Origin of the sequence: Pseudomonas syringae (genome assembly GCF_000737245.1) — a bacterium.
In the GTDB taxonomy this organism is placed as follows: domain Bacteria; phylum Pseudomonadota; class Gammaproteobacteria; order Pseudomonadales; family Pseudomonadaceae; genus Aquipseudomonas; species Aquipseudomonas syringae_J.
Window position 1 is genome coordinate 206,726 of sequence record NZ_JPQU01000056.1, and the last position, 19,475, is coordinate 226,200.

General features: G+C 59.6%; 16 protein-coding genes. 8 read left to right on the forward strand and 8 right to left on the reverse strand.

Going from position 1 to position 19,475, the window contains the following annotated elements; genetic code table 11:
* Positions 1-3 precede the first annotated feature (3 nt).
* Entirely contained in the window at positions 4-1,410 is a 1,407-nt protein-coding gene (locus tag IV01_RS06080) for a lipid II flippase MurJ (RefSeq protein WP_032630439.1), read from the forward strand.
* A 138-nt stretch (positions 1,411-1,548) separates the two neighbouring features.
* On the opposite strand, the gene IV01_RS06075 is transcribed toward IV01_RS06080, so the two are convergent.
* From IV01_RS06075 to urtA, 7 genes are all read right to left on the reverse strand, one after another.
* Positions 1,549-1,896 carry an FmdB family zinc ribbon protein gene (locus IV01_RS06075; protein ID WP_032630440.1) on the reverse strand — a complete coding sequence of 116 codons (348 nt, stop codon included), beginning with the start codon at positions 1,894-1,896 and terminating at the stop codon, positions 1,549-1,551.
* Between the two features lie 149 nt (positions 1,897-2,045).
* On the reverse strand, positions 2,046-3,275 hold the full coding sequence (fmdA, locus tag IV01_RS06070) for a formamidase (RefSeq protein WP_032630441.1): 1,230 nt from the start codon (positions 3,273-3,275) through the stop codon (positions 2,046-2,048).
* A 124-nt stretch (positions 3,276-3,399) separates the two neighbouring features.
* A complete protein-coding gene (gene urtE / locus IV01_RS06065; RefSeq protein ID WP_032630443.1) occupies positions 3,400-4,089 on the reverse strand; it encodes an urea ABC transporter ATP-binding subunit UrtE in 690 nt (229 codons plus the stop codon).
* Positions 4,090-4,102: 13 nt separating this feature from the next.
* Positions 4,103-4,864: an urea ABC transporter ATP-binding protein UrtD gene (gene urtD / locus IV01_RS06060; protein ID WP_032630444.1), complete on the reverse strand. Its 762-nt coding sequence runs from the start codon at positions 4,862-4,864 to the stop codon at positions 4,103-4,105.
* The gene (urtC, locus tag IV01_RS06055) at positions 4,861-6,033 is read right to left on the reverse strand and encodes an urea ABC transporter permease subunit UrtC (protein ID WP_032630445.1); all 1,173 of its coding nucleotides are present in this window, start codon (positions 6,031-6,033) and stop codon (positions 4,861-4,863) included. Before urtC ends, urtD begins: the two co-directional genes overlap by 4 nt.
* A gap of 11 nt (positions 6,034-6,044) precedes the next feature.
* Positions 6,045-6,962 carry an urea ABC transporter permease subunit UrtB gene (gene urtB, locus IV01_RS06050; RefSeq protein ID WP_032630446.1) on the reverse strand — a complete coding sequence of 306 codons (918 nt, stop codon included), beginning with the start codon at positions 6,960-6,962 and terminating at the stop codon, positions 6,045-6,047.
* A 150-nt stretch (positions 6,963-7,112) separates the two neighbouring features.
* Complete coding sequence (gene urtA / locus IV01_RS06045) at positions 7,113-8,357, reverse strand: urea ABC transporter substrate-binding protein (protein WP_032630447.1); 1,245 nt, start codon at positions 8,355-8,357, stop codon at positions 7,113-7,115.
* A gap of 533 nt (positions 8,358-8,890) precedes the next feature.
* Here urtA and IV01_RS06040 point away from each other — a divergent pair.
* The 3 genes from IV01_RS06040 to IV01_RS0125395 all read left to right on the forward strand — a co-directional run bounded on the left by IV01_RS06040 (position 8,891) and on the right by IV01_RS0125395 (position 13,173).
* On the forward strand, positions 8,891-12,292 hold the full coding sequence (locus IV01_RS06040; RefSeq protein ID WP_032630448.1) for an ATP-binding protein: 3,402 nt from the start codon (positions 8,891-8,893) through the stop codon (positions 12,290-12,292).
* Positions 12,267-12,944 carry a response regulator gene (locus IV01_RS06035; RefSeq protein ID WP_032630449.1) on the forward strand — a complete coding sequence of 226 codons (678 nt, stop codon included), beginning with the start codon at positions 12,267-12,269 and terminating at the stop codon, positions 12,942-12,944. Before IV01_RS06040 ends, IV01_RS06035 begins: the two co-directional genes overlap by 26 nt.
* Before the next feature lie 76 nt (positions 12,945-13,020).
* The gene (locus IV01_RS0125395) at positions 13,021-13,173 is read left to right on the forward strand and encodes a hypothetical protein (RefSeq protein ID WP_032630451.1); all 153 of its coding nucleotides are present in this window, start codon (positions 13,021-13,023) and stop codon (positions 13,171-13,173) included.
* 121 nt (positions 13,174-13,294) lie between these two features.
* Here IV01_RS0125395 and IV01_RS06030 read toward each other — a convergent pair whose 3' ends face one another.
* Positions 13,295-14,377, reverse strand: coding sequence for an MBL fold metallo-hydrolase (locus tag IV01_RS06030; RefSeq protein WP_032630452.1), 1,083 nt, complete (start codon positions 14,375-14,377; stop codon positions 13,295-13,297).
* Positions 14,378-14,600: 223 nt separating this feature from the next.
* On the opposite strand from IV01_RS06030, the gene IV01_RS06025 reads away from it, so the two are divergent.
* The 4 genes from IV01_RS06025 (at position 14,601) to IV01_RS06010 (ending at position 19,321) form a co-directional block, all read left to right on the forward strand.
* The gene (locus IV01_RS06025; protein ID WP_032630453.1) at positions 14,601-15,227 is read left to right on the forward strand and encodes a TetR/AcrR family transcriptional regulator; all 627 of its coding nucleotides are present in this window, start codon (positions 14,601-14,603) and stop codon (positions 15,225-15,227) included.
* Between the two features lie 422 nt (positions 15,228-15,649).
* Positions 15,650-16,999, forward strand: a complete 1,350-nt coding sequence (locus tag IV01_RS06020; protein WP_032630455.1) for a GntP family permease — start codon at positions 15,650-15,652, stop codon at positions 16,997-16,999.
* Positions 17,000-17,860, forward strand: coding sequence for a MurR/RpiR family transcriptional regulator (locus tag IV01_RS06015; RefSeq protein ID WP_032630456.1), 861 nt, complete (start codon positions 17,000-17,002; stop codon positions 17,858-17,860).
* A gap of 3 nt (positions 17,861-17,863) precedes the next feature.
* The gene (locus tag IV01_RS06010) at positions 17,864-19,321 is read left to right on the forward strand and encodes an N-acyl-D-amino-acid deacylase family protein (RefSeq protein WP_032630457.1); all 1,458 of its coding nucleotides are present in this window, start codon (positions 17,864-17,866) and stop codon (positions 19,319-19,321) included.
* The last annotated feature ends 154 nt before the right edge of the window (positions 19,322-19,475 follow it).

Sequence of the window (19,475 nt, forward strand, 5' to 3'; positions counted from 1 at the left end):
CGGATGCTCGGTTCCACGTTATGGCTGACCCTGGCGACTCTCACCGGCCTGGCGGCAGGCTTTGCCCGGGAATGGTTGCTGGTGGCGGCCTGGGGAGCAGGCGCGCAAAGCGATGCGTTCCTGGTCTCGATGTTTCTGCCCGAGGCCTTACGCATGGCGCTGGCTGCCGGGTTGTTGAGCGCCGCTGCGTTGCCGTTGTATCAGCAACGGGACCTGCGAGCGCAGCAACGCTGGCTGACGGCGCTGGCCCCTCGCCTGCTGATATGCGGGCTGGCGCTGGCGCTGTTGTTGAGCGTCGGTGCGCCGCTGTGGGTGCGCGGGGTCGGGCCAGGTCTGGATAGCGACGGCTACGCATTGGCCGGCAGCAGTCTGCATTGGCTGGCGTGGTGCGCACCGGGCTTTCTTCTGCATGGCCTGTTGTGTGTGCCGTTGCTGGCTCATTCGCGATTTGTCATGGCCGGTCTCGGCTCGCTGCTATTCAATCTGCCGCCGGTGCTTTATCTGGCCATCGCCAGTCATGGGGCGACACCGGAGGGGCTGGCGCTAGCGTGCGTATTGGGCAGTGTATTGATGCCGGCCGCGCTGTTGCCCAGCCTGCTGCGGTTAGGCTGGAAACCGTGGCAATGGCAAACCGAGCCCGGTGCGGGCCGCGAATTGCTGCAACGAATTGGCCCGTTGCTGAGCAGTAACCTGGCCAGCCAGGGCCTGGCGCTGCTGGAACGTATGGTTGCGTCGTTGCTCGGCGAAGGCGCGGTGACCTGGATCAACCTGGCGCGCAAGCTGATCAACTTGCCGCTGATTGCGTTGATGAGTCTGAATCAGGTTCTGCTGGGTTTGATGAGCGGCAGCGCTGTCGATCAGCGTCTGGGGCTGCTGCGCAAAGGCTTGAGTAGCGCCACCCTGCTGACCCTGCCCGCCATCGCTGGCTTGATCGGCGCGTCCAGTACGCTGGTAGTGCTGTTACTGCCCAGTCTGGCCCATGACGGACCGCTGCCGGAGCTGCTGGCCTGGTTTGCCGTGCCCTTGATGTTCGGTGCCTGGAACGCCCTGCTGGCGCGTTATGCCTATGCCGCTGGCGACACGCGCATGCCACTCAATTGCGAACTCACCGGCAGTTTGTGCAACGCAATTCTGCTGGGCGTGCTGCCGTTTTTTCTCGGGCTGATCGGCATTGCCATCGCGGCATTGGTGGGCGCTATTGTCACCGGCTTGCTGCTGATGCGTCGCCAAGGCTTGCTGAAGTTTGTCCCGTGGCGCAGCCAATGGGCACTGGGTGCAACCGTGATGTTAATGGCCGCGCTGGTGCTTCATCCGATTGGCAATATCTGGCTGCAGCTGGGGTTGAGCTGTGCTTATGGCGCGGTGTTGTTGGCAGGCCTTGCGCTGTGGCTAAAACCTTGGAAAGTCTGAATTTTTTCCTGATATCTGCAGACTCTGTGGGAGCAAGCTTGCTTGCGAAGACGGTGTCTCAGGCTCAGATACATTGTCGGATGTACTGACCTCTTCGCGAGCAAGCTCGCTCCCACAGGTATTGGCTTCAACAGCACCTCAATGACTAATCATCCAAGGCCTACCCGCCGCCTTGCCTTTAAGCGCATGAGGATTGGCCTTGGTCGGCACCACCGGCTTACTCGGCCCGCAGCAACTGCAACCACTGGGGTGGCGTTTGCTTTCCTGGTACTCGGCAACCGTCTTGGGCGCATGGGCGCTCCGCTCGTTGGTCTCGATAGCGCGGCGTTTATTGCCCGACACCGTGCTCAAGCCCGGCGCCGACAAAATTACCCGCATGCTCGACTCGCCGCATTGCGGGCAAGCGCATGGTTGACCGCTCTCGGCCATGGGCCTGAGCGCGGTGAAGTCCCCACAGCTGGGGCAATCGAATTCGTACATGGGCATGGGTACGCTCCAAGTGGGCTTTTATAACGTGGGGCGAGCTTGCTCGCGAAGAGGCCGGTACATCCACACACTTTTCAGCGCCTTGTAGAACGCCTTCGCAAGCAAGCTTGCTCCCACAGGTTTCGATGCCACGGTTTAACGGGGCCAACCTACAAATCGTAAGCAATCGGCAAATCCACCAGCCCATCGATGAACTTGGTAGGCCCGTTGGCGTTGGGGTTGATATCGAACTGAAAGATCTCGGTCGGCAACCACAACGTCGCGCAGGCGTTGGGAATATCGACGATGCCGCTGATATGCCCTTGCACTGGCGCCGAACCCAGCAGCGCATAGCCCTGAGCCGGCGAGTAACCGAACTTGGTCAGGTAGTTGATGGCGTTCAGGCAGGCCTGGCGGTAGGCGATGTTGACGTCCAGATAATGCTGCTTGCCTGACTCGTCCACCGAGATACCTTCGAAGATCAGGTATTTGTTGTAGTTGGGGACGATGGGGCTTGGCTTGAACACCGGGTTTTTGATGCCGTATTTCTCCATGCCGCCCTTGATCAGCTCGACGCGCATGTGCACCCAGCCGGCCATTTCGATAGCGCCGCAGAAGGTGATTTCGCCGTCGCCCTGGCTGAAGTGCAAGTCGCCCACCGACAGCCCCGCGCCATCCACATACACCGGAAAGAACACCTTCGAACCGCGAGACAAGTCCTTGATGTCGCAATTGCCGCCATGCTCACGGGGCGGCACAGTGCGTGCGCCGGTAGCGGCGGCCATATCCCGGGCCGGGCCTTTGAGTTTGCCCAGGTGCGCGGTTTTCGCAAAAGGCGGGTTAGCCAGTGGCGGTACACGGCCTGGGTCGGTATCGATCAACTCCTGCTCGCGCTTGTTCCACTCGGCGAGCATCTTGTGGTCCGGCAGACAGCCGATCAGGCCGGGGTGAATCAGGCCGGCGAACTCGACACCGGGAATGTGCCGGGAGCTGGTCATCATGCCTTTGAAGTCCCAGATGGCTTTCTGTGCCGACGGGAAATGATCGGTGAGGAAGCCACCGCCGTTGTTGCGAGAAAAGAAACCGTTGAAGCCCCATTGCGAGTCGGCGCGAGCACCGATGTCCAGCAGGTCCACGATCAGCAGATCCCCAGGCTCGGCGCCATGCACGCCAATCGGCCCGGACAGGTAATGCACGGTGGACAGGTCCACATCGCGCACGTCGCTGGCGTCGTCATTGTTCTTGATCGCACCGGCAGTCCAGTCGTAGGTTTCGAGGATAAAGTCATCCCCCGGCTTGACCCACGCCGCCATCGGAATATCCGGGTGCCAGCGGTTGTGGATGTTCTCGTTCTCGGTGGCAGGCTGGTTGAGGTCAACTTTGATCAGGGTTTCGGTCATGGCGTTTCTCCTTTGGGATAGATGGCGCCCCTATCGCGGGCAAGCGCGCTCCTACAGGCAACCCCATGTAGGAGCGCGCTTGCCCGCGATGACGGCAGGTCGAACAACAAAAAACTTTGATCGGCTACACCGACAAATACCGACTGATCGTCGCTTCATCGACATTGGCCCGGGTCTCTTCAATCACGAAACGGCCCTTCTCGATCACCAGGAAGCGGTCAGCGATTTCCAGGGTGAACGACAGCACTTGCTCGGAGACCACAATGGTCAGGTTGCGCAAGGTGCGGATCTCTTTGAGGGTGCGGGCGATGTCCTTGATGATCGACGGCTGGATGCCTTCGGTGGGTTCATCCAGCAGCAGCACCTTGGGATTGGTGGCCAACGCCCGGGCAATCGCCAGTTGCTGTTGCTGCCCGCCGGACAGATTGCCGCCGCGCCGACCACGCATGTCGTAGAGCACTGGAAACAGCGCATACAAATCTTCCGGGACGATGCCGCGAGCCGATGCGGGTAAGCCGGTCTGAATGTTTTCCAGCACGCTCATGGCCGGGAAAATCATCCGCCCTTGCGGCACGTAGGCCATGCCGTGTTCGACCCGGGAATGAGTTTCCATACCGGACACATCGACACCCTCGACCTGAACCTGCCCGCTCCATTGCGGCAGGATGCCCATCAGACTTTTGAACAACGTGGTCTTGCCCATGCCGTTGCGGCCCATGACCGCGACGATTTCCTGCTTTTCGACGCTCAGGTCCAGACCGTGAAGGATCTGGCTCTGGCCATAACCGCACGCCAGCTGATTGATCTTGAACATGCCGCGCTCCTGATTAGTGGCCCAGATAGACTTCAATGACTTTCGGGTTGGCCTGCACCGACTCCATGCTGCCCTCGGCCAGCACCTTGCCCTGGTGCAGCACCGTGACCTTGTGGGCGATGCTTTTGACGAATTCCATGTCGTGTTCGATGACCAGCACCGAGCGGCCCTGGCTGATGCGATTGAGCAGCTCGGCGGTTTGCGAGCGCTCACTGACGCTCATGCCTGCCACCGGTTCGTCGAGCATCAACAGTTGCGGGTCCTGCATGAGCAACATGCCGATTTCCAGCCACTGCTTCTGGCCGTGGGACAGCAGCCCCGCCTGCTGCTCCAGCAAATCGCCGAGGAAGATATCCGCCGCCACCGCCCTGACCCGGCTCACCACGTCTTCGCTGCGCTTGAAGAACAGTGCACCGAACACCGAACGTCCGGCAGGAAAGGACATTTCCAGGTTTTCGAACACGCTCAAGTTGTCGTAAATCGACGGGGTCTGAAACTTGCGGCCAACTCCCGCACGCACAATGTCGTACTCGTGCATCTTGGTCAGTTCACGACCTTCGAACTGGATGCTGCCGCCCGTGGCGCGGGTCTTGCCGCAGATCAGATCCAGCACGGTGGTCTTGCCTGCGCCGTTGGGGCCGATCACCACGCGAACCTCGTTGCGATCGATGTAGAGATTCAGATCGTCTACCGCCTTGAACCCGTCGAAGGACACCGTCAGCCCCTCAATGGCCAGCACCGGTTTGTGCATCTGGAAACCTGTCGGGCTGGTCATTGTTGAGTCTCCAGTGGCGTGACGCTGGCTTTGGGCATGGCCTGAACCGGTGTGATATGGGTTTTTTCGAGCACTGGCACAGGTTTAGCCCGCACCCCGGCCAACCACTTGCGCCCATGGCTTTCCCACAAACCGGCCAGACCGTTGGGGAAGTACATGACCACCGCGATGAACAGGCCGCCCATCAGGTACAGCCACAATTCCGGGAAGGACTCGGAGAAGTAAGTCTTGCCGTAGTTGACCAATAGCGAGCCGTACACCGCGCCCAGCAGCGACATGCGCCCGCCTACTGCGGCGAAGATCACCATCTCAATGGACGGCACGATGCCCACGAATGACGGCGACATGAAGCCCACCTGCAAGGCGAACATCGCCCCGCCAATCGCCGAGAACGCGGCCGCTACGCAGAACACGAAGATCTTGAAACTGGCCACGTCATAACCAGAGAAACGCACCCGTTCTTCCTTGTCGCGCATGGCCATCAACAGCCGGCCGAGCTTGGAGGCGAGGATGAATTTGCCGATCAGAATGCAGGCGAACAGCAACGCTGCGTTGATGAAATACAACGCCAGTTTTGCGCCGTCGCTGCGGATGTCCCAACCCAGCAAAGTCTTCAAGTCGGTGATGCCGTTGACACCGCCGGTGAGGCCCTGCTGACCGATGATCAATACGGTGAGAATCAGCGCGATGGCCTGTGTGACGATGGAGAAATACACATCACCGACCCGGCGTTTGAACATCGCCAGGCCGATCACCAGAGCGAGGACTACCGGCACGGCAATCACTGCAATCACGGTGAAGGTGAAGCTGTGAAATGGCACCCACAACCACGGCAGCTCGGTGATCTGGTTCCAGTCCATGAAGTCCGGAATGCCGGGAGTAGACTGGATCTTGGTACTTTCCGGGTCTGAGGCTTCGAGCTTGAGAAACATCGCCATGCAGTAACCGCCGAGGCCAAAAAACACCCCTTGGCCGAGGCTCAGAATCCCACCGTAACCCCAGCACAACACCAGACCGACAGCGACGAAAGCGTAGGTCAGGTATTTGCCGACCATGTTCAGGCGGAAGGCATCCAGGGTCAGTGGGAACACGACCAGGATCAGGGCAGCCAGGATCAATAGACCGATGACACCCTGTCGCCCACTGAGCACCTTGTTTAGAGCATTCATGGGATGGCCTCTTATTTACGCACTTTGCTGGAAAACAACCCTTGCGGGCGCAACAGCAGGATCAGAATCACCGCCGACAGAGTCAGCACCTTGGCCATGGAACCGCTCATGAAAAACTCGGAGATTGATTGGGTCTGAGCGATGGCGAACGCCGAAGCAATGGTGCCGAACAGGCTTTGCGCTCCGCCGAAAACCACCACCAGGAAGGTGTCGACGATGTACAGCGAGCCAGCAGTCGGGCCTGTCGAACCAATGGTGGTAAAGGCTGCACCGGCGACCCCGGCCACGCCGCACCCCAGGGCGAAGGTCATGCGGTCGACCTTGCGGGTGTTGATGCCCACCGCGCGACTCATGATCCGGTTCTGCACCGTGGCGCGGACGTGCAGGCCCCAGCGGGTGCGGTACAGCATCAGGAAAATGGTTGCCGTCATCAGAATCGTCAGGCCCATGACGAACAGGCCGTTGCGCGGAATTTCAATCGCGTCGCTGAGGCTCACCGAGCCCATCAGCCAGTCTGGAGGAGTGGCGCTGACTTCACGGGCGCCGAAGATCGAACGAAAGGCTTGCTGCATCACCAGGGACAACCCCCATGTCGCGAGCAAGGTATCCAGCGGACGATGGTACAAACGGCTGATCATCACCGATTCGACGACCCAGCCAATGGCACCGGCCACCACGAACGACAGCGCGATGGCGAAGAAAAAGTAGTAGGGCTGCATGGACGGCATGTACTGCAAGGTCAGGCTGGACATGACGTAGGTGGTGTAAGCGCCGATGGTGAGAAACTCACCGTGGGCCATATTGATCACGCCCATCTGGCCGAAAATGATCGCCAGCCCCAGGGCCATCAGCAGCAGTACGCAGAACACGGAAAGTCCGTTAAATCCCTGCATGGCCGCGATGGCACCAAATTCCGATAGCCATTCCATGATGATGGTCTCCGAGGGTAGTGAATTGTAGGAGCGCGCTTGCCCGCGATCGGCTGCGAAGCAGTCGCAAAAATAGTGAACGCACCATCGCTGGAAGGTCGTTCCGACCTTATCGCGGGCAAGCGCGCTCCTACGGGGTTTCGTCAGCTGTTATTGGTAACCCTTTGGAAACGGATTCGGCTCAATCAGCTCCGACTCATAGACCACTTTGAACTGACCGTCAGCCTGCACCTCACCGATGCGGGTCTTGCTCCACAGGTGGTGGTTTTCGTGGATCTTGACGTAGCCTTCAGGCGCGGTTTTCAGTTCGATGCCAGGCGATGCGGCCACCACTTTGTCGATGTCGAAGCTACCGGCCTTCTCCACCGCCGCTTTCCATAGCCATGGGCCAAGGTAGGCAGCCTGGGTCACGTCGCCCATCACCGAATCCTTGCCGTACTTGGCTTTGAAGGCGTCGACGAACGCTTTGTTGTTGGGGTTATCCAGGCTCTGGAAGTACTTCATCGAAGCGAAGAAGCCCTTCATATTTTCGCCGCCGATGCCCAGCAGTTCGTCTTCGGTGACCGACAGGGTCAACAAAGTCTGCTTGGTGGAATCAACACCCGCCGCCTTCAACTGTTTGTAGAACGCCACGTTGGATCCACCGACCACGGCGGCGAACACTACGTCAGGTTTTTTCAGCTTGACCTTGTTGATCAGCGAACCGAACTGGGTGTTGCCCAGCGGGTAGTAGTCTTCGCCGACCACGGTGCCATGCAGAACGTTTTCAATGTGTTTGCGGGCGATCTTCATGGAGGTGCGCGGCCAGATGTAATCCGAACCGATCAGGTAGAAGGTCTTGGCACCTTTGGTCTTGGCGATCCAGTCCAGGCTCGCGAGGATCTGCTGGGTGGCTTCCTGGCCGGTGTAGATCACGTTTTTCGACTGTTCCAGGCCTTCATAGAAGGTCGGGTAATAGAGCAGGCCGTTTTCTTTTTCGAAGACTGGGAGCACCGCTTTGCGCGAAGCCGAGGTCCAGCAACCGAACACGGCGGCCACCTTGTCGCCCACCAGCAGCTTTTTGGCTTTTTCAGCGAAAGTCGGCCAGTCCGAGGCGCCATCCTCCTGAACTACCTTGATCTGCCGACCGAGGATGCCCCCCGAGGCGTTGATCTGTTCGATGGCCAGACGCTCGGCCTGGATCGAACCGGTCTCGGAGATCGCCATGGTGCCGGTGGCCGAGTGCAGCTGGCCAACGGTCACTTCGGTGGCGGTTACCGCAAGCCCGGTGGTGTTGGCATCATCAGCCAGCGCCACCTGGCCAAATACCCCGGCCGCAATCAGCGAAAGCGCAGCCGCGCCCAACGCCAATCGACGCGGCAAAAAACGTTTGGCGCCTGTCAGTCGTGAATCCATCTGGTCCCGCTCCTGTGCTTGTGGGTTCGTGCAATTCCCAAGGGGCATCGCTTCGAAGTTGCGGCAAGCATGAAGTCGGCAGGCAAAAGCCGGTATACGCACCATGACGTACTGAGCTACGTCATTTGACGTAGGGCTGGTTTGGGCAAAAACGTGGATGATTGCGCGCAAATGAGCTGCAAACACAGAACCTGTGGGAGATTCTATGTTTGCTCGCAAGCGGATGTGACGTGGGACCGGCTTTAGCCGGGAAGGCGGCATTTCAGACGATAAATATCGGATGGATGTACTGGCCTCTTCCCGGCTGAAGCCGGTCCCACAAGTCCGAGGATCGACCGTTGGAGCGAGGCTTGCCCGCGAAGAACGATAACGCGATCTGTCTGGATTACCGCGTCGACTTATTCGCGGGCAAGTCGGAATGCCGCCCACTGCTCCCACAGGATCAGCACCGTGCCAGGGGGATTGCATTCACAGGCACGGAAGTTGCTGTCAGCTCGTCCATAACCACAATCATTCCTTCAGGAACACAGCCTGTGCGACCCTCCGGCTCCCAACGCATCGTCAAGGTACGCCGCGATTACAACAGCCTGGTCGCTGACGAGACCATGGAGGACTACGCCTTACGTTTCACGCCAAAATCCTTCCGCAAATGGTCGGAATTTCGCATCGCCAACACCGCCGTCGGCGCGGTTTCGTTTCTGGCGCTGGAGGCCATCGGTGGTGCGCTGGTGATGAGTTACGGCTTTACCAACACCTTGTGGGCGATCCTCGCCACAGCCCTGGTGATCTTCCTCACCGGTCTGCCGATCAGTTACTACGCGGCCCGCTACGGCGTGGACATGGATCTGCTGACCCGTGGCGCAGGTTTTGGCTACATCGGTTCAACCATCACCTCGCTGATCTATGCCAGTTTCACCTTTCTGTTTTTTGCTCTGGAAGCGGCAATCATGGCCTTGGCCATCGAGCTGTATTTCCATATCCCCCTGGCCATGGCCTATGTGATCTGTTCGATCATCATCATCCCGCTGGTCGCCTACGGCATCACCCTGATCAGCCGTTTACAGATGTGGTCGCAGCCTTTGTGGCTGACCTTGCTGCTGGTGCCGTACATCTTCGTGATCTGGAAAAACCCCGAAGCTCTCAGCGACCTGACGACCTTTGCCGGGCGCGAAGGCGAAGGTGGCACCTTCAATCTGCTGTTCTTTGGTGCAGCGTTCAGCGTCGCGCTGTCGCTGGTGACGCAGATCGGCGAACAGGTGGACTACCTGCGCTTTCTTCCGGAAAAAACCCGCAAGAACCGCAAACGCTGGTGGGCCGCGCTGCTCATGGCCGGGCCCGGCTGGATCATCCCAGGTGCACTGAAGATCATGGCCGGCGCGTTTCTGGCCTTTCTCGCCCTGCAACACGAAGTGCCCATTGAGCGGGCCGCAGAGCCGACACAGATGTATCTGGTGGCCTTCCGCTATGTGTTCAGTTCCCCGGAATGGGCGCTGGCAGCCATGGTGCTGTTTGTGATTATTTCGCAGATAAAGATCAACCTGACCAACGCCTACGCCGGGTCGCTGGCCTGGTCGAATTTTTTTGCCCGGGTCACCCACAGCCATCCGGGCCGCGTCGTGTGGCTGGTGTTCAACGTTGCTATCGCCCTGATCCTCATGGAACTGGGGGTGTTCGACGCCATTGAGCAGGTGCTGGGTCTGTACGCCAATGTGGCGATTGCCTGGATCGGCACGCTGGTGGCGGATCTGGTGATCAACAAGCCGCTGGGGTTTTCACCCAAGTACATCGAATTCAAGCGCGCCCACCTCTACGACATCAACCCGGTGGGCGTTGGCGCCATGGCAATTGCCTCGCTGCTGTCCATCAGCGCCCATTTCGGGGCGTTCGGCGCACTGGCTCAGGCAGCGCCGCCGCTGATCTCCCTGACCACCGCCTTGATCGCCGCACCGCTGATCGCCTGGCTGACCAAGGGCAAGTACTACATCGCCCGCACCAGCGACCCGCTGCAATTATTCCCTTTAGGCCAGCAAACCAGCCTGCGCTGCGGTTTGTGCAGCAATGAATTCGAAACCCCGGACATGGCGTATTGCCCGGCTTACAGCTCGCCGATCTGCTCGCTGTGCTGTTCGCTGGACGCGCGCTGCGCAGACCAATGCAAAAGCCGGGCGCGGCTGTCCATGCAGTTCGAAGATCTGGTCAGCAAGCTCTGGCCGAAGCTGCCGCTGCATTATCTGCACACCCGACTGGCGCAATACCTGGGCTTGCTCACGGTGCTGCTGCTGACCATTTCCGGGGCGCTGGCGGTGATATACGGGCAGGTGTCCCATAGCCTCATCGACCAGTCACCGGCAGTGCATCACACGTTATTTTTGGCCTTTCTCAAGGCGTTTTTCACGCTGTGCGTATTCGCCGGAATCCTCGCCTGGTGGGTGGTGCTGACCCGAGAAAGCCGCCGCGTCGCCCTGGAAGAGTCGGATCGCCAGACCTCACTGCTGATGCAGGAGATCGACGCCCACGACAAGACTGACCAGGCCCTGCAAGCCGCCAAGGAAGCCTCGGAAGCCGCCAATGCCGCGAAAAGCCGCTACGTCACCGGTTTGTCCCATGAACTGCGCACACCACTGAACAGCATTCTCGGCTTCACCCAGATTCTGCAACGCGACCCCACTACCCCTCCCCATCAGCAAGACCCGCTGGCAACCATCCTGCGCAGCAGCTCGCACTTGCTGTCGCTGATCGACGGCTTGCTGGACGTGGCCAAGATCGAGGCCGGCAAGCTACGCCTGGAAACCTCGGAAATTCTGTTTCAGGAATTTCTTCACGATCTGGAACAGATGTTCGCCCCCACCGCCCGGGAAAAAGGTCTGACCTTCAGACTCGACATCGTGGGCCGCATGCCCGCCGTGGTGCGCGGCGACGAAAAGCGGGTGCGGCAGATTCTCATCAACCTGTTGGGCAACGCGGTGAATTTCACCGACAGCGGCGAAGTCTGTCTGCGGGTCAGCTATCGCCGGGAAACGGCGATCTTCGACATCATGGACACCGGCATCGGCATCGCCCCGGAGCAGATCGAGCGCATCTTCCAGCCCTTCGAGCGCGGCGGGTTGGTGCGCCAGGACAACGGCGTCGGCCTGGGCCTGACCATCACCCGGATGCTGACGTCATTGATGGGCGGCGCCTTGTCGGTCACCAGCCAGCCCAACGAAGGCACACATTTTCAGGTCAGGCTGTTTCTGTCCGAGGTACGAGTGCCAAAGGCGGTGATACATGTGGACCACGACGTGATCGGTTATCAGGGTGAGCGACGGCTGATTCTGGTGGTGGACGACCACATCGAACATCGCAAAGTCATCAGCGGCATGCTCACCCCCTTGGGTTTTGAAGTGGCGCAGGCGGCCAACGGTCAGGAAGCGATTCGCCAAGTGTCGCTGCTGCATCCGGACCTGATCCTCATGGACCTGTCAATGCCGGACATGGACGGTTGGGAAACCAGCCGACTGATTCGCCGCAACGCCCTGTCCCTGGCGCCGATCATCATTATTTCCGCCAACGCCAACCCGTTCACCGATGACAAGGAGCGCAGCCTGCCGCAGGTCTGCAACGACTACCTGGCCAAACCGGTGCACATTCAGCAACTGCTCGAACGCATCCAGCATCACCTGCAACTGCAATGGCTGCGCCGGGCACGTGCGCAACCGGTCACCAAATCACCGTGGCAGCTGCCGCCCCGCCAGGACCTGCTGGATCTGTATGAGTTGTGCGGGCTGGGCTATGTGCGCGGGATCCAGGCCAAACTCGACGCCATCGAACGAGACAGCATCACCAGCGCCAGCTTTGTCGCCGACCTGCGAACACTCGCCAAAGGTTTTCGTCTGGATGAACTCAGCCTGCACCTCAAGGAGGCCCTGAATGAACGCACTGACCCCGCCCGCTGAAAACGGCGTGATTCTGATCGTAGACGACACCCCGGACAATCTGGCGCTGCTCTCCGATGCCCTGGACGAAGCCGGGTATATGGTGCTGGTGGCGCTGGACGGCACCAGCGCCCTGAACCGCATTCAACGCCGTCGCCCGGACCTGATTCTGCTCGACGCGATGATGCCCGGCCTGGATGGCTTCGAGACGTGCCGGCGGATCAAGGCGCAACCGGACAGTGCCAACATTCCGGTGCTGTTCATGACCGCCCTGACCGACAGCGAGCATGTGGTCAAAGGCTTCGAAGCCGGGGCCATCGACTACGTGACCAAACCCATCGTCTGCAACGAAGTCCTGGCCAGGGTCGCCTCCCACCTGCGCACCGCGCGCATCCTGCAATCAGCCCGCAGCGCCTCGCAATCGGCCAGCCTGGGCTTCGACGACAAACCCGCCTACGGCAAACTGTCCAGCCGCTTCCAGCTCACCGAACGGGAAATCGAAGTGCTGCGCTGGGTGTCCTGTGGCAAGACCAACAAAGACATCGGCGACATCCTGCAACTCAGCCCCCGCACCGTGAACAAGCACTTGGAGCACATCTATATCAAGCTTGGGGTTGAGACGCGAACAGCGGCAACATCGGTGGCGTTGGCGGCGATGACGGATCGGGTGTGAGCGGCGATAAAGATATCGAATCTTGTGCGCGTCCCGTTGCCCAATCTCTACCGACAACAACATAGAGAGCGCCGAGATGAGCCAGCCAGAAAAAGATCAGGAATCGAAACGCGGAGACCTCGACCACAAACCGGAAAATGCCGGCAAGGTGGGCGAGCAGAACAAGCAACTCAATGAGAAAGGCGAACAGCCGAGACCGGGTACGCCGCCGGATCCGAAGCAGGCTTGATGATTGATGCAATCGCCTGTGGGAGCGGTGCTTGCCCGCGATAAGGCTGAACGCGAGTCAGCAGGTAAATCACCTAAACCTTATCGCGGGCAAGCACCGCTCCCACAGGCCACAACCCCCATCAAGCACTACGCCGCGCGGGCCTGAATCCGTTCATCTTCTCCACCGACACTTCCCGCACTCCTTCCACCCCCAACCACCAGGCATGGCCACGCCCAGGGTATTGCACGTAGAAGGGTTGGCCCATCTGTGGGGTGGTAATCGTGATGTTCTTCTCCCAGGCCAACGCGATGATGCGGTCGAAAGGTTCGTGCCAGGCGTGCATCGACAAATCAAACGTGCCGTTGTGGATCGGCAGCAGCCACTTCCCGCGCAGATCGATGTGGGCTTGCAGGGTTTCTTCAGGTTGCATGTGCACGTCCGGCCACTGGACGTTATAGGCGCCGGTTTCCATCAGGGTCAGGTCAAACGGCCCATACTGCTCGCCGATGGTTTTGAAGCCGTCGAAATAGCCGGTATCTCCGCTGAAGAAAATCCGCTGGCTTTCGTCGTGCATAACCCACGATGCCCAGAGACTGCGGTTGCCATCCAGTAGCGAGCGTCCAGAAAAATGCTGAGAGGGCGTGGCCACGAACTGCATGCCGTGCACTTCAGTGGATTGCCACCAGTCCATTTGGGTGACTTTCCCGGCGGGTACGCCCCACTCCATCAAGGTGTCGCCCACGCCCAGCGGCGTGAGGAAATGCTCGGTTTTGGCCTCAAGCGCCTTGATCGCCATTTGATCCAGATGATCGTAATGGTTGTGGGACAGGATCACGGCTTTGATCGGTGGCAGGTCCTCAAGGGTGATTGGCGGCTGATGAAAGCGCTGTGGCCCCGCCCATTGCACCGGCGACGCGCGCTCGGCGAACACCGGGTCAGTCAACCAGAACACACCGCGCATTTTCAGCAAGACAGTGGAGTGGCCCAAGCGATAGACCGTGTAGTCCGGCGCTGCGAGCAATTGCTGACGGGACAGCGGCTGTACCGGGACCTCGCCTGCCGGGCGGGTCGATTTGGGTTTGTTGAACAGCATGTCCCAGAAAATACCCAGGGTCTTGGTAAAGCCCATCTGATTCATGGCCACCGGGTTGCGATAACGGCCCTCGTGCTTTTGCAGGGTGGGTAAAGACTGAGCTGAGGAATTTGCGGTGATTTTGGCCATGGTCTGCTGACTCCTGCGCGGATGAAAACTGTTGGAGCTGGCTGTAGGAGCCGCCAAAGGCTGCGAGGCGATATACCCGAAAATCGCTTCGCAGCCTTCGGCAGCTCCAACAATGTAACTAATCTTTACACTACACGGTGTAGTTTTAAGCTTGCATCATCTGTGGTGACAAGTAAACTGCCGAGTGTACTTTCTTTTTATACACCTGTTTGAAGCGAGACCTATGAAAGCGCCTACCCTGCGACTCACTGACCGAAAACGCGAAGCTATCGTGCTGGCAGCTATTGCCGAGTTTCGTGATACCGGGTTTGAAGTGACCAGCATGGACCGCATTGCGGCACGGGCTGAGGTCTCGAAACGCACGGTGTACAACCACTTCCCCAGCAAAGAAGAACTGTTTGCCGAGATCCTCCAGCGCCTCTGGTGCCGTATCGGTGAACTCCCGGATTCACTCTACCGGCCCGGTATGACACTGCGTGATCAACTGCGCGGCATGCTCCAGGCAAAGATGAAAACGCTTTCTGACCCCAATTGTCTGGACCTGGCCCGGGTTGCCCTGGGTGCCACCATCCACTCTCCGGAACGGGCTCAAGTCTGGCTGGCGCGACTGGACGAAAAGGAAGAAACCTTTGCGTTATGGATCCGCGAGGCCCAGGCCGACGGCAGACTGAAACCCGCCGACCCGACCTTCGCCGCCACCCAGATGCATGGCTTGCTCAAGGGGTTTGCCTTCTGGCCACAGGTCACCTTCAACAGGCCGATCCTCAGCGATGAGGAGCAGACTCAAGTCATCGAATCTGCGTTGGATCTGTTTCTGGGGTGGTATGAGGTCCCGGTGGAAGACGTGTAATCAGGGGGGCCGCGGTGTCCCTGACCAAGCGCTTTCGCGAAGCAAAGATATCCCCGTAGGAGCGCGCTTGCCCGCGATGCGATTTCATAATCAGCCCATTTTTAGCCTGTACCGACGTCATCGCGGGCAAGCGCGCTCCTACTGAGTGAGTGTTGGCTCCTGAGTTTTACCTGTGGGGACATCGTGATCCCTACCCACATTAGAAATTAATTTTCATAAGTTGTTTTTAATTTCTGTTTTCGTGTAAATTATTTTCATCACGAAAACAGAGATAAAAATAATGACTGCCTGTGATCGCCGTTCCCCCAGCCTTGCTCCGTCTTTAGCAACACCTCTGCCGAGATTTTCTGGAACCCCTCCTCACCGACCCATCCGTCTGTGCTGAGCCATTCAAACTCCACTCTCTGCAAGGATCATGCTCCATGACGCCATCCCCTGGTCTGTCGCTGTTGGTTTACGCCGCTGTCGCGATCATCGCCTTGATCGTGTTGATTGCCCGTTACCGCCTCAACCCTTTTATCGTCATCACCCTGGTTTCCGTCGGCCTGGCGCTGGTCGCCGGCATGCCCGCCAGCGGTGTGGTTGCCTCCTATGAAGCCGGTGTCGGTAAAACCCTGGGGCACATTGCCCTGGTGGTCGCGCTGGGTACCATGCTTGGCAAGATGATGGCCGAATCCGGCGGTGCCGAGCAGGTGGCCCGCACCCTGATCGACCGCTTCGGTGAACGCAATGCCCACTGGGCCATGGTCTGCATCGCCTTTCTGGTGGGGCTGCCACTGTTCTTCGAAGTCGGCTTCGTATTGCTGGTGCCAATTGCCTTTACGGTGGCGCGCCGGGTCGGGGTGTCGATTCTGATGGTCGGTTTGCCGATGGTCGCCGGTCTGTCGGTGGTCCACGCGCTGGTGCCGCCCCACCCGGCCGCGATGCTCGCGGTTCAGGCTTATCAAGCCTCTGTGGGCCAGACCCTGTTCTACGCGATTCTGATCGGCATCCCGACCGCGATCATTGCCGGGCCGATCTACGCCAAATTCATCGTGCCGCGCATTCAATTGCCGGATGAGAACCCGCTGGCCAGGCAGTTTCTTGATCGCGAGCCACGGACCAAACTGCCGAGTTTCGGCCTGACCATGGCCACCATTCTGCTGCCTGTGGTACTGATGCTGCTGGGCGGCTGGGCCAACCTGATCAGCACACCGGGCAGCGGTTTCAACAGCTTCCTGCTGTTCATCGGCAACTCGGTAATCGCCCTGCTGCTGGCCACCTTGCTAAGCTTCTGGACACTGGGTATCGCTCAAGGCTTCAATCGCGACTCGATTCTGAAATTCACTAACGAATGCCTCGCCCCGACCGCCAGCATCACGCTGCTGGTCGGTGCGGGTGGCGGTTTGAACAAGATTCTGGTCGACAGTGGTGTAACCAACGAAATCGTCGGCCTGGCCCAGGATTTCCACCTGTCGCCACTGCTCATGGGTTGGTTGTTCGCCGCCCTGATGCGTGTCGCAACCGGCTCGGCAACCGTAGCGATGACCACTGCTTCCGGTATCGTCGCGCCCGTCGCTCTGGGCCTTGGCTATCCGCATCCCGAGTTGCTGGTGCTGGCCACAGGCGCAGGCTCGGTGATTTTTTCCCACGTCAACGACGGTGGTTTCTGGCTTATCAAGGAGTACTTCAATATGACCGTGGCACAAACCTTCAAGACCTGGACGGTGCTGGAGACCTTGATTTCCGTGGTGGCGTTCGCGCTGACGCTGGGTCTGGCGCAGGTTCTCTGAGTGGACATCCTTTACCAGATACGCGCTCGACAGGACTCATTCAGCGCCGGTGAAGCGCGTATCGCGAAACTGATCCTCAGTGACGTGGCGTTTGCCGCCAGCGCCAGTCTGGATGAGCTCGCCAGCCGGGCCGAGGTCAGCAGCGCCACCCTGTCGCGCTTCGCCCGCAGTATCGGCTGCCGGGATCTGCGCGACCTGCGCCTGCAACTGGCTCAGGCCAGTGGCGTGGGCAGCCGATTTCTCAATCCGGAGCAGACACCCGAGCAATCGGCGTTTTTCTCGCAAATTGTCAGCGACATTGAATCGACCTTACGTCAGCACCTGGCAGGCTTCGACGAATCGCGCTTCGCCGCTGCGGTGGCGATGCTGAGCGGGACGCGAATGATCCACGCGTTCGGCATGGGGGGCTGCTCCAGTCTGTGCAGCGAGGAATTACAAACCCGCCTGGTGCGTCTGGGCTTTCCCATCGCCGCTTGCCGGGATCCGGTGATGATGCGCTTGATCGCAGCGACCCTTGGCCCGGAAAACAGCCTGATTGCCTGCTCCCTCAGTGGCCGCACGCCGGAGCTGATTGAGGCGCTAAAACTGGCCCGCAGCTACGGGACAAAAATTCTCGCCATCACCCTGCCCGACTCACCACTGGGCCAGTTGGCCGATGTAGTCCTGCCGTTGCAGATCGCCGAGACCAATTTCATCTACAAACCTACGGCAGCGCGCTACGGCATGCTGCTGACCATCGACGTGCTCGCCACTGAACTGGCGCTGCTGGCACCTGAGGACAATCAGGAACGGCTGCGGCGGATCAAGCTGGCCCTCGATGACTATCGCGGCGGTGAAGACGGCCTGCCGTTGGGGGACTGAACCATGCTTTATGACCTGATCATTCGCGACGCACTGGTGATTGACGGTAGCGACCAGCCGGGGTTTCGCGCCGACGTGGCGATTCGCGAGGGTCGCATCCAGCGGATCGGCAACCTGGACGGCGTCTCGGCAGTTGAGGAAATCAACGCTGCAGGCCGGGTCCTGGCACCGGGCTTCATCGACGTGCATACCCACGACGACACAGTGGTGATCCGCAAGCCGCAGATGCTGCCCAAGATCAGCCAGGGCGTAACCACAGTGATCGTCGGCAACTGCGGGATCAGTGCCTCGCCGGTATCCCTGGCAGGCGATCCACCGGATCCGATGAACCTGCTGGGCACCTCGACGGCTTTTGTTTATCCGCGCTTCAACGACTATCGCAATGCGGTGGACAAGGCGCGCCCAGCGGTCAACGTCGCCGCGTTGATTGGCCATACAGCATTGCGCAGCAATCACATGGATGATCTGCAGCGCAGCGCAAGCCCGGACGAAATCAGTGCCATGCGCGCTCAGCTGCGCGACAGCCTGGAGTCAGGCGCATTGGGCTTGTCCACCGGGCTGGCCTACGCCTCGGCGTTTTCTGCGAAGACTACTGAGGTCAAGCAACTGGCCGAGGAATTGACGGCATTTGGCGCGGTATACACCACCCATCTGCGCAGCGAATTCGAGCCGGTGCTGGAGGCCATGGACGAAGCTTTCGACATTGGCCGCCACGCCAAAGCGCCGGTGGTGATCTCCCACATGAAATGCGCTGGCGCCGGGAACTGGGGGCGCAGTCCGCAATTGTTGGCGTCGCTGGAAAAGGCCGCAGAAAATCACCCGGTGGGCTGCGACTGCTATCCCTACGCCGCCAGCTCATCAACGCTGGATCTCAAACAGGTCACCGACGCGTTTCGCATCACCATCACCTGGTCGACGCCGTACCCGGATCAAAGTGGTCGAGATTTGAAAGACATCGCCGCCGACTGGCAACTGTCGCTGCTGGACACCGCCCGCAAGCTACAACCGGCGGGCGCGGTGTATTACGGCATGGACGAGAAAGACGTGGAGCGGATCATGAGCCATCCGCTGTCGATGATCGGCTCCGATGGCCTGCCGGAAGACCCATTTCCCCATCCGCGCCTGTGGGGTGCTTTTCCCAGAGTGCTCGGCCATTTCAGCCGCGACCTGGGTCTGTTCCCGCTGCATACCGCGGTGCACAAGATGACTGGCCTGTCAGCGGCGCGCTTTGGTTTGCACGAGCGCGGCCTGATTCGTGAAGGCTATTGGGCGGATCTGGTGCTGTTCAACCCCGATACCGTGCGCGACGTGGCGGACTTCAAAGACCCGAAACGCGCTGCCGAGGGCATTGATGGGGTTTGGGTCAATGGTCAGTTGAGCTATGCCGATGGCAAAGCCCAGGGTGAGCGGCAAGGAAGGTTTTTGCCGAGGAGCGGGTCGTTGGTGGATGGGTTTAGCTGATACCTGACCAGTGAATCCAAAACCCTGTGGGAGTGATCTCAATATTGGCGCAACGACGTGGGACCGGCTTCAGCCGGGAAGGCGGTATTTCAGACAATAAATATCGGGTGGATGTACTGGCCTCTTCCCGGCTAAAGCCGGTCCCACGTCGTCG

Bases quoted from the DNA above. Each gene is read 5' to 3' on its own strand.
- IV01_RS06080 (WP_032630439.1), top strand. From the start codon at position 4: ATGCTCGGTTCCACGTTATGGCTGACCCTGGCGACTCTCACCGGCCTG.
- IV01_RS06075 (WP_032630440.1), bottom strand. From the start codon at position 1,896: ATGCCCATGTACGAATTCGATTGCCCCAGCTGTGGGGACTTCACCGCG.
- fmdA (WP_032630441.1), bottom strand. From the start codon at position 3,275: ATGACCGAAACCCTGATCAAAGTTGACCTCAACCAGCCTGCCACCGAG.
- urtE (WP_032630443.1), bottom strand. From the start codon at position 4,089: ATGTTCAAGATCAATCAGCTGGCGTGCGGTTATGGCCAGAGCCAGATC.
- urtD (WP_032630444.1), bottom strand. From the start codon at position 4,864: ATGACCAGCCCGACAGGTTTCCAGATGCACAAACCGGTGCTGGCCATT.
- urtC (WP_032630445.1), bottom strand. From the start codon at position 6,033: ATGAATGCTCTAAACAAGGTGCTCAGTGGGCGACAGGGTGTCATCGGT.
- urtB (WP_032630446.1), bottom strand. From the start codon at position 6,962: ATGGAATGGCTATCGGAATTTGGTGCCATCGCGGCCATGCAGGGATTT.
- urtA (WP_032630447.1), bottom strand. From the start codon at position 8,357: ATGGATTCACGACTGACAGGCGCCAAACGTTTTTTGCCGCGTCGATTG.
- IV01_RS06035 (WP_032630449.1), top strand. From the start codon at position 12,267: ATGAACGCACTGACCCCGCCCGCTGAAAACGGCGTGATTCTGATCGTA.
- IV01_RS0125395 (WP_032630451.1), top strand. From the start codon at position 13,021: ATGAGCCAGCCAGAAAAAGATCAGGAATCGAAACGCGGAGACCTCGAC.
- IV01_RS06030 (WP_032630452.1), bottom strand. From the start codon at position 14,377: ATGGCCAAAATCACCGCAAATTCCTCAGCTCAGTCTTTACCCACCCTG.
- IV01_RS06025 (WP_032630453.1), top strand. From the start codon at position 14,601: ATGAAAGCGCCTACCCTGCGACTCACTGACCGAAAACGCGAAGCTATC.
- IV01_RS06020 (WP_032630455.1), top strand. From the start codon at position 15,650: ATGACGCCATCCCCTGGTCTGTCGCTGTTGGTTTACGCCGCTGTCGCG.
- IV01_RS06010 (WP_032630457.1), top strand. From the start codon at position 17,864: ATGCTTTATGACCTGATCATTCGCGACGCACTGGTGATTGACGGTAGC.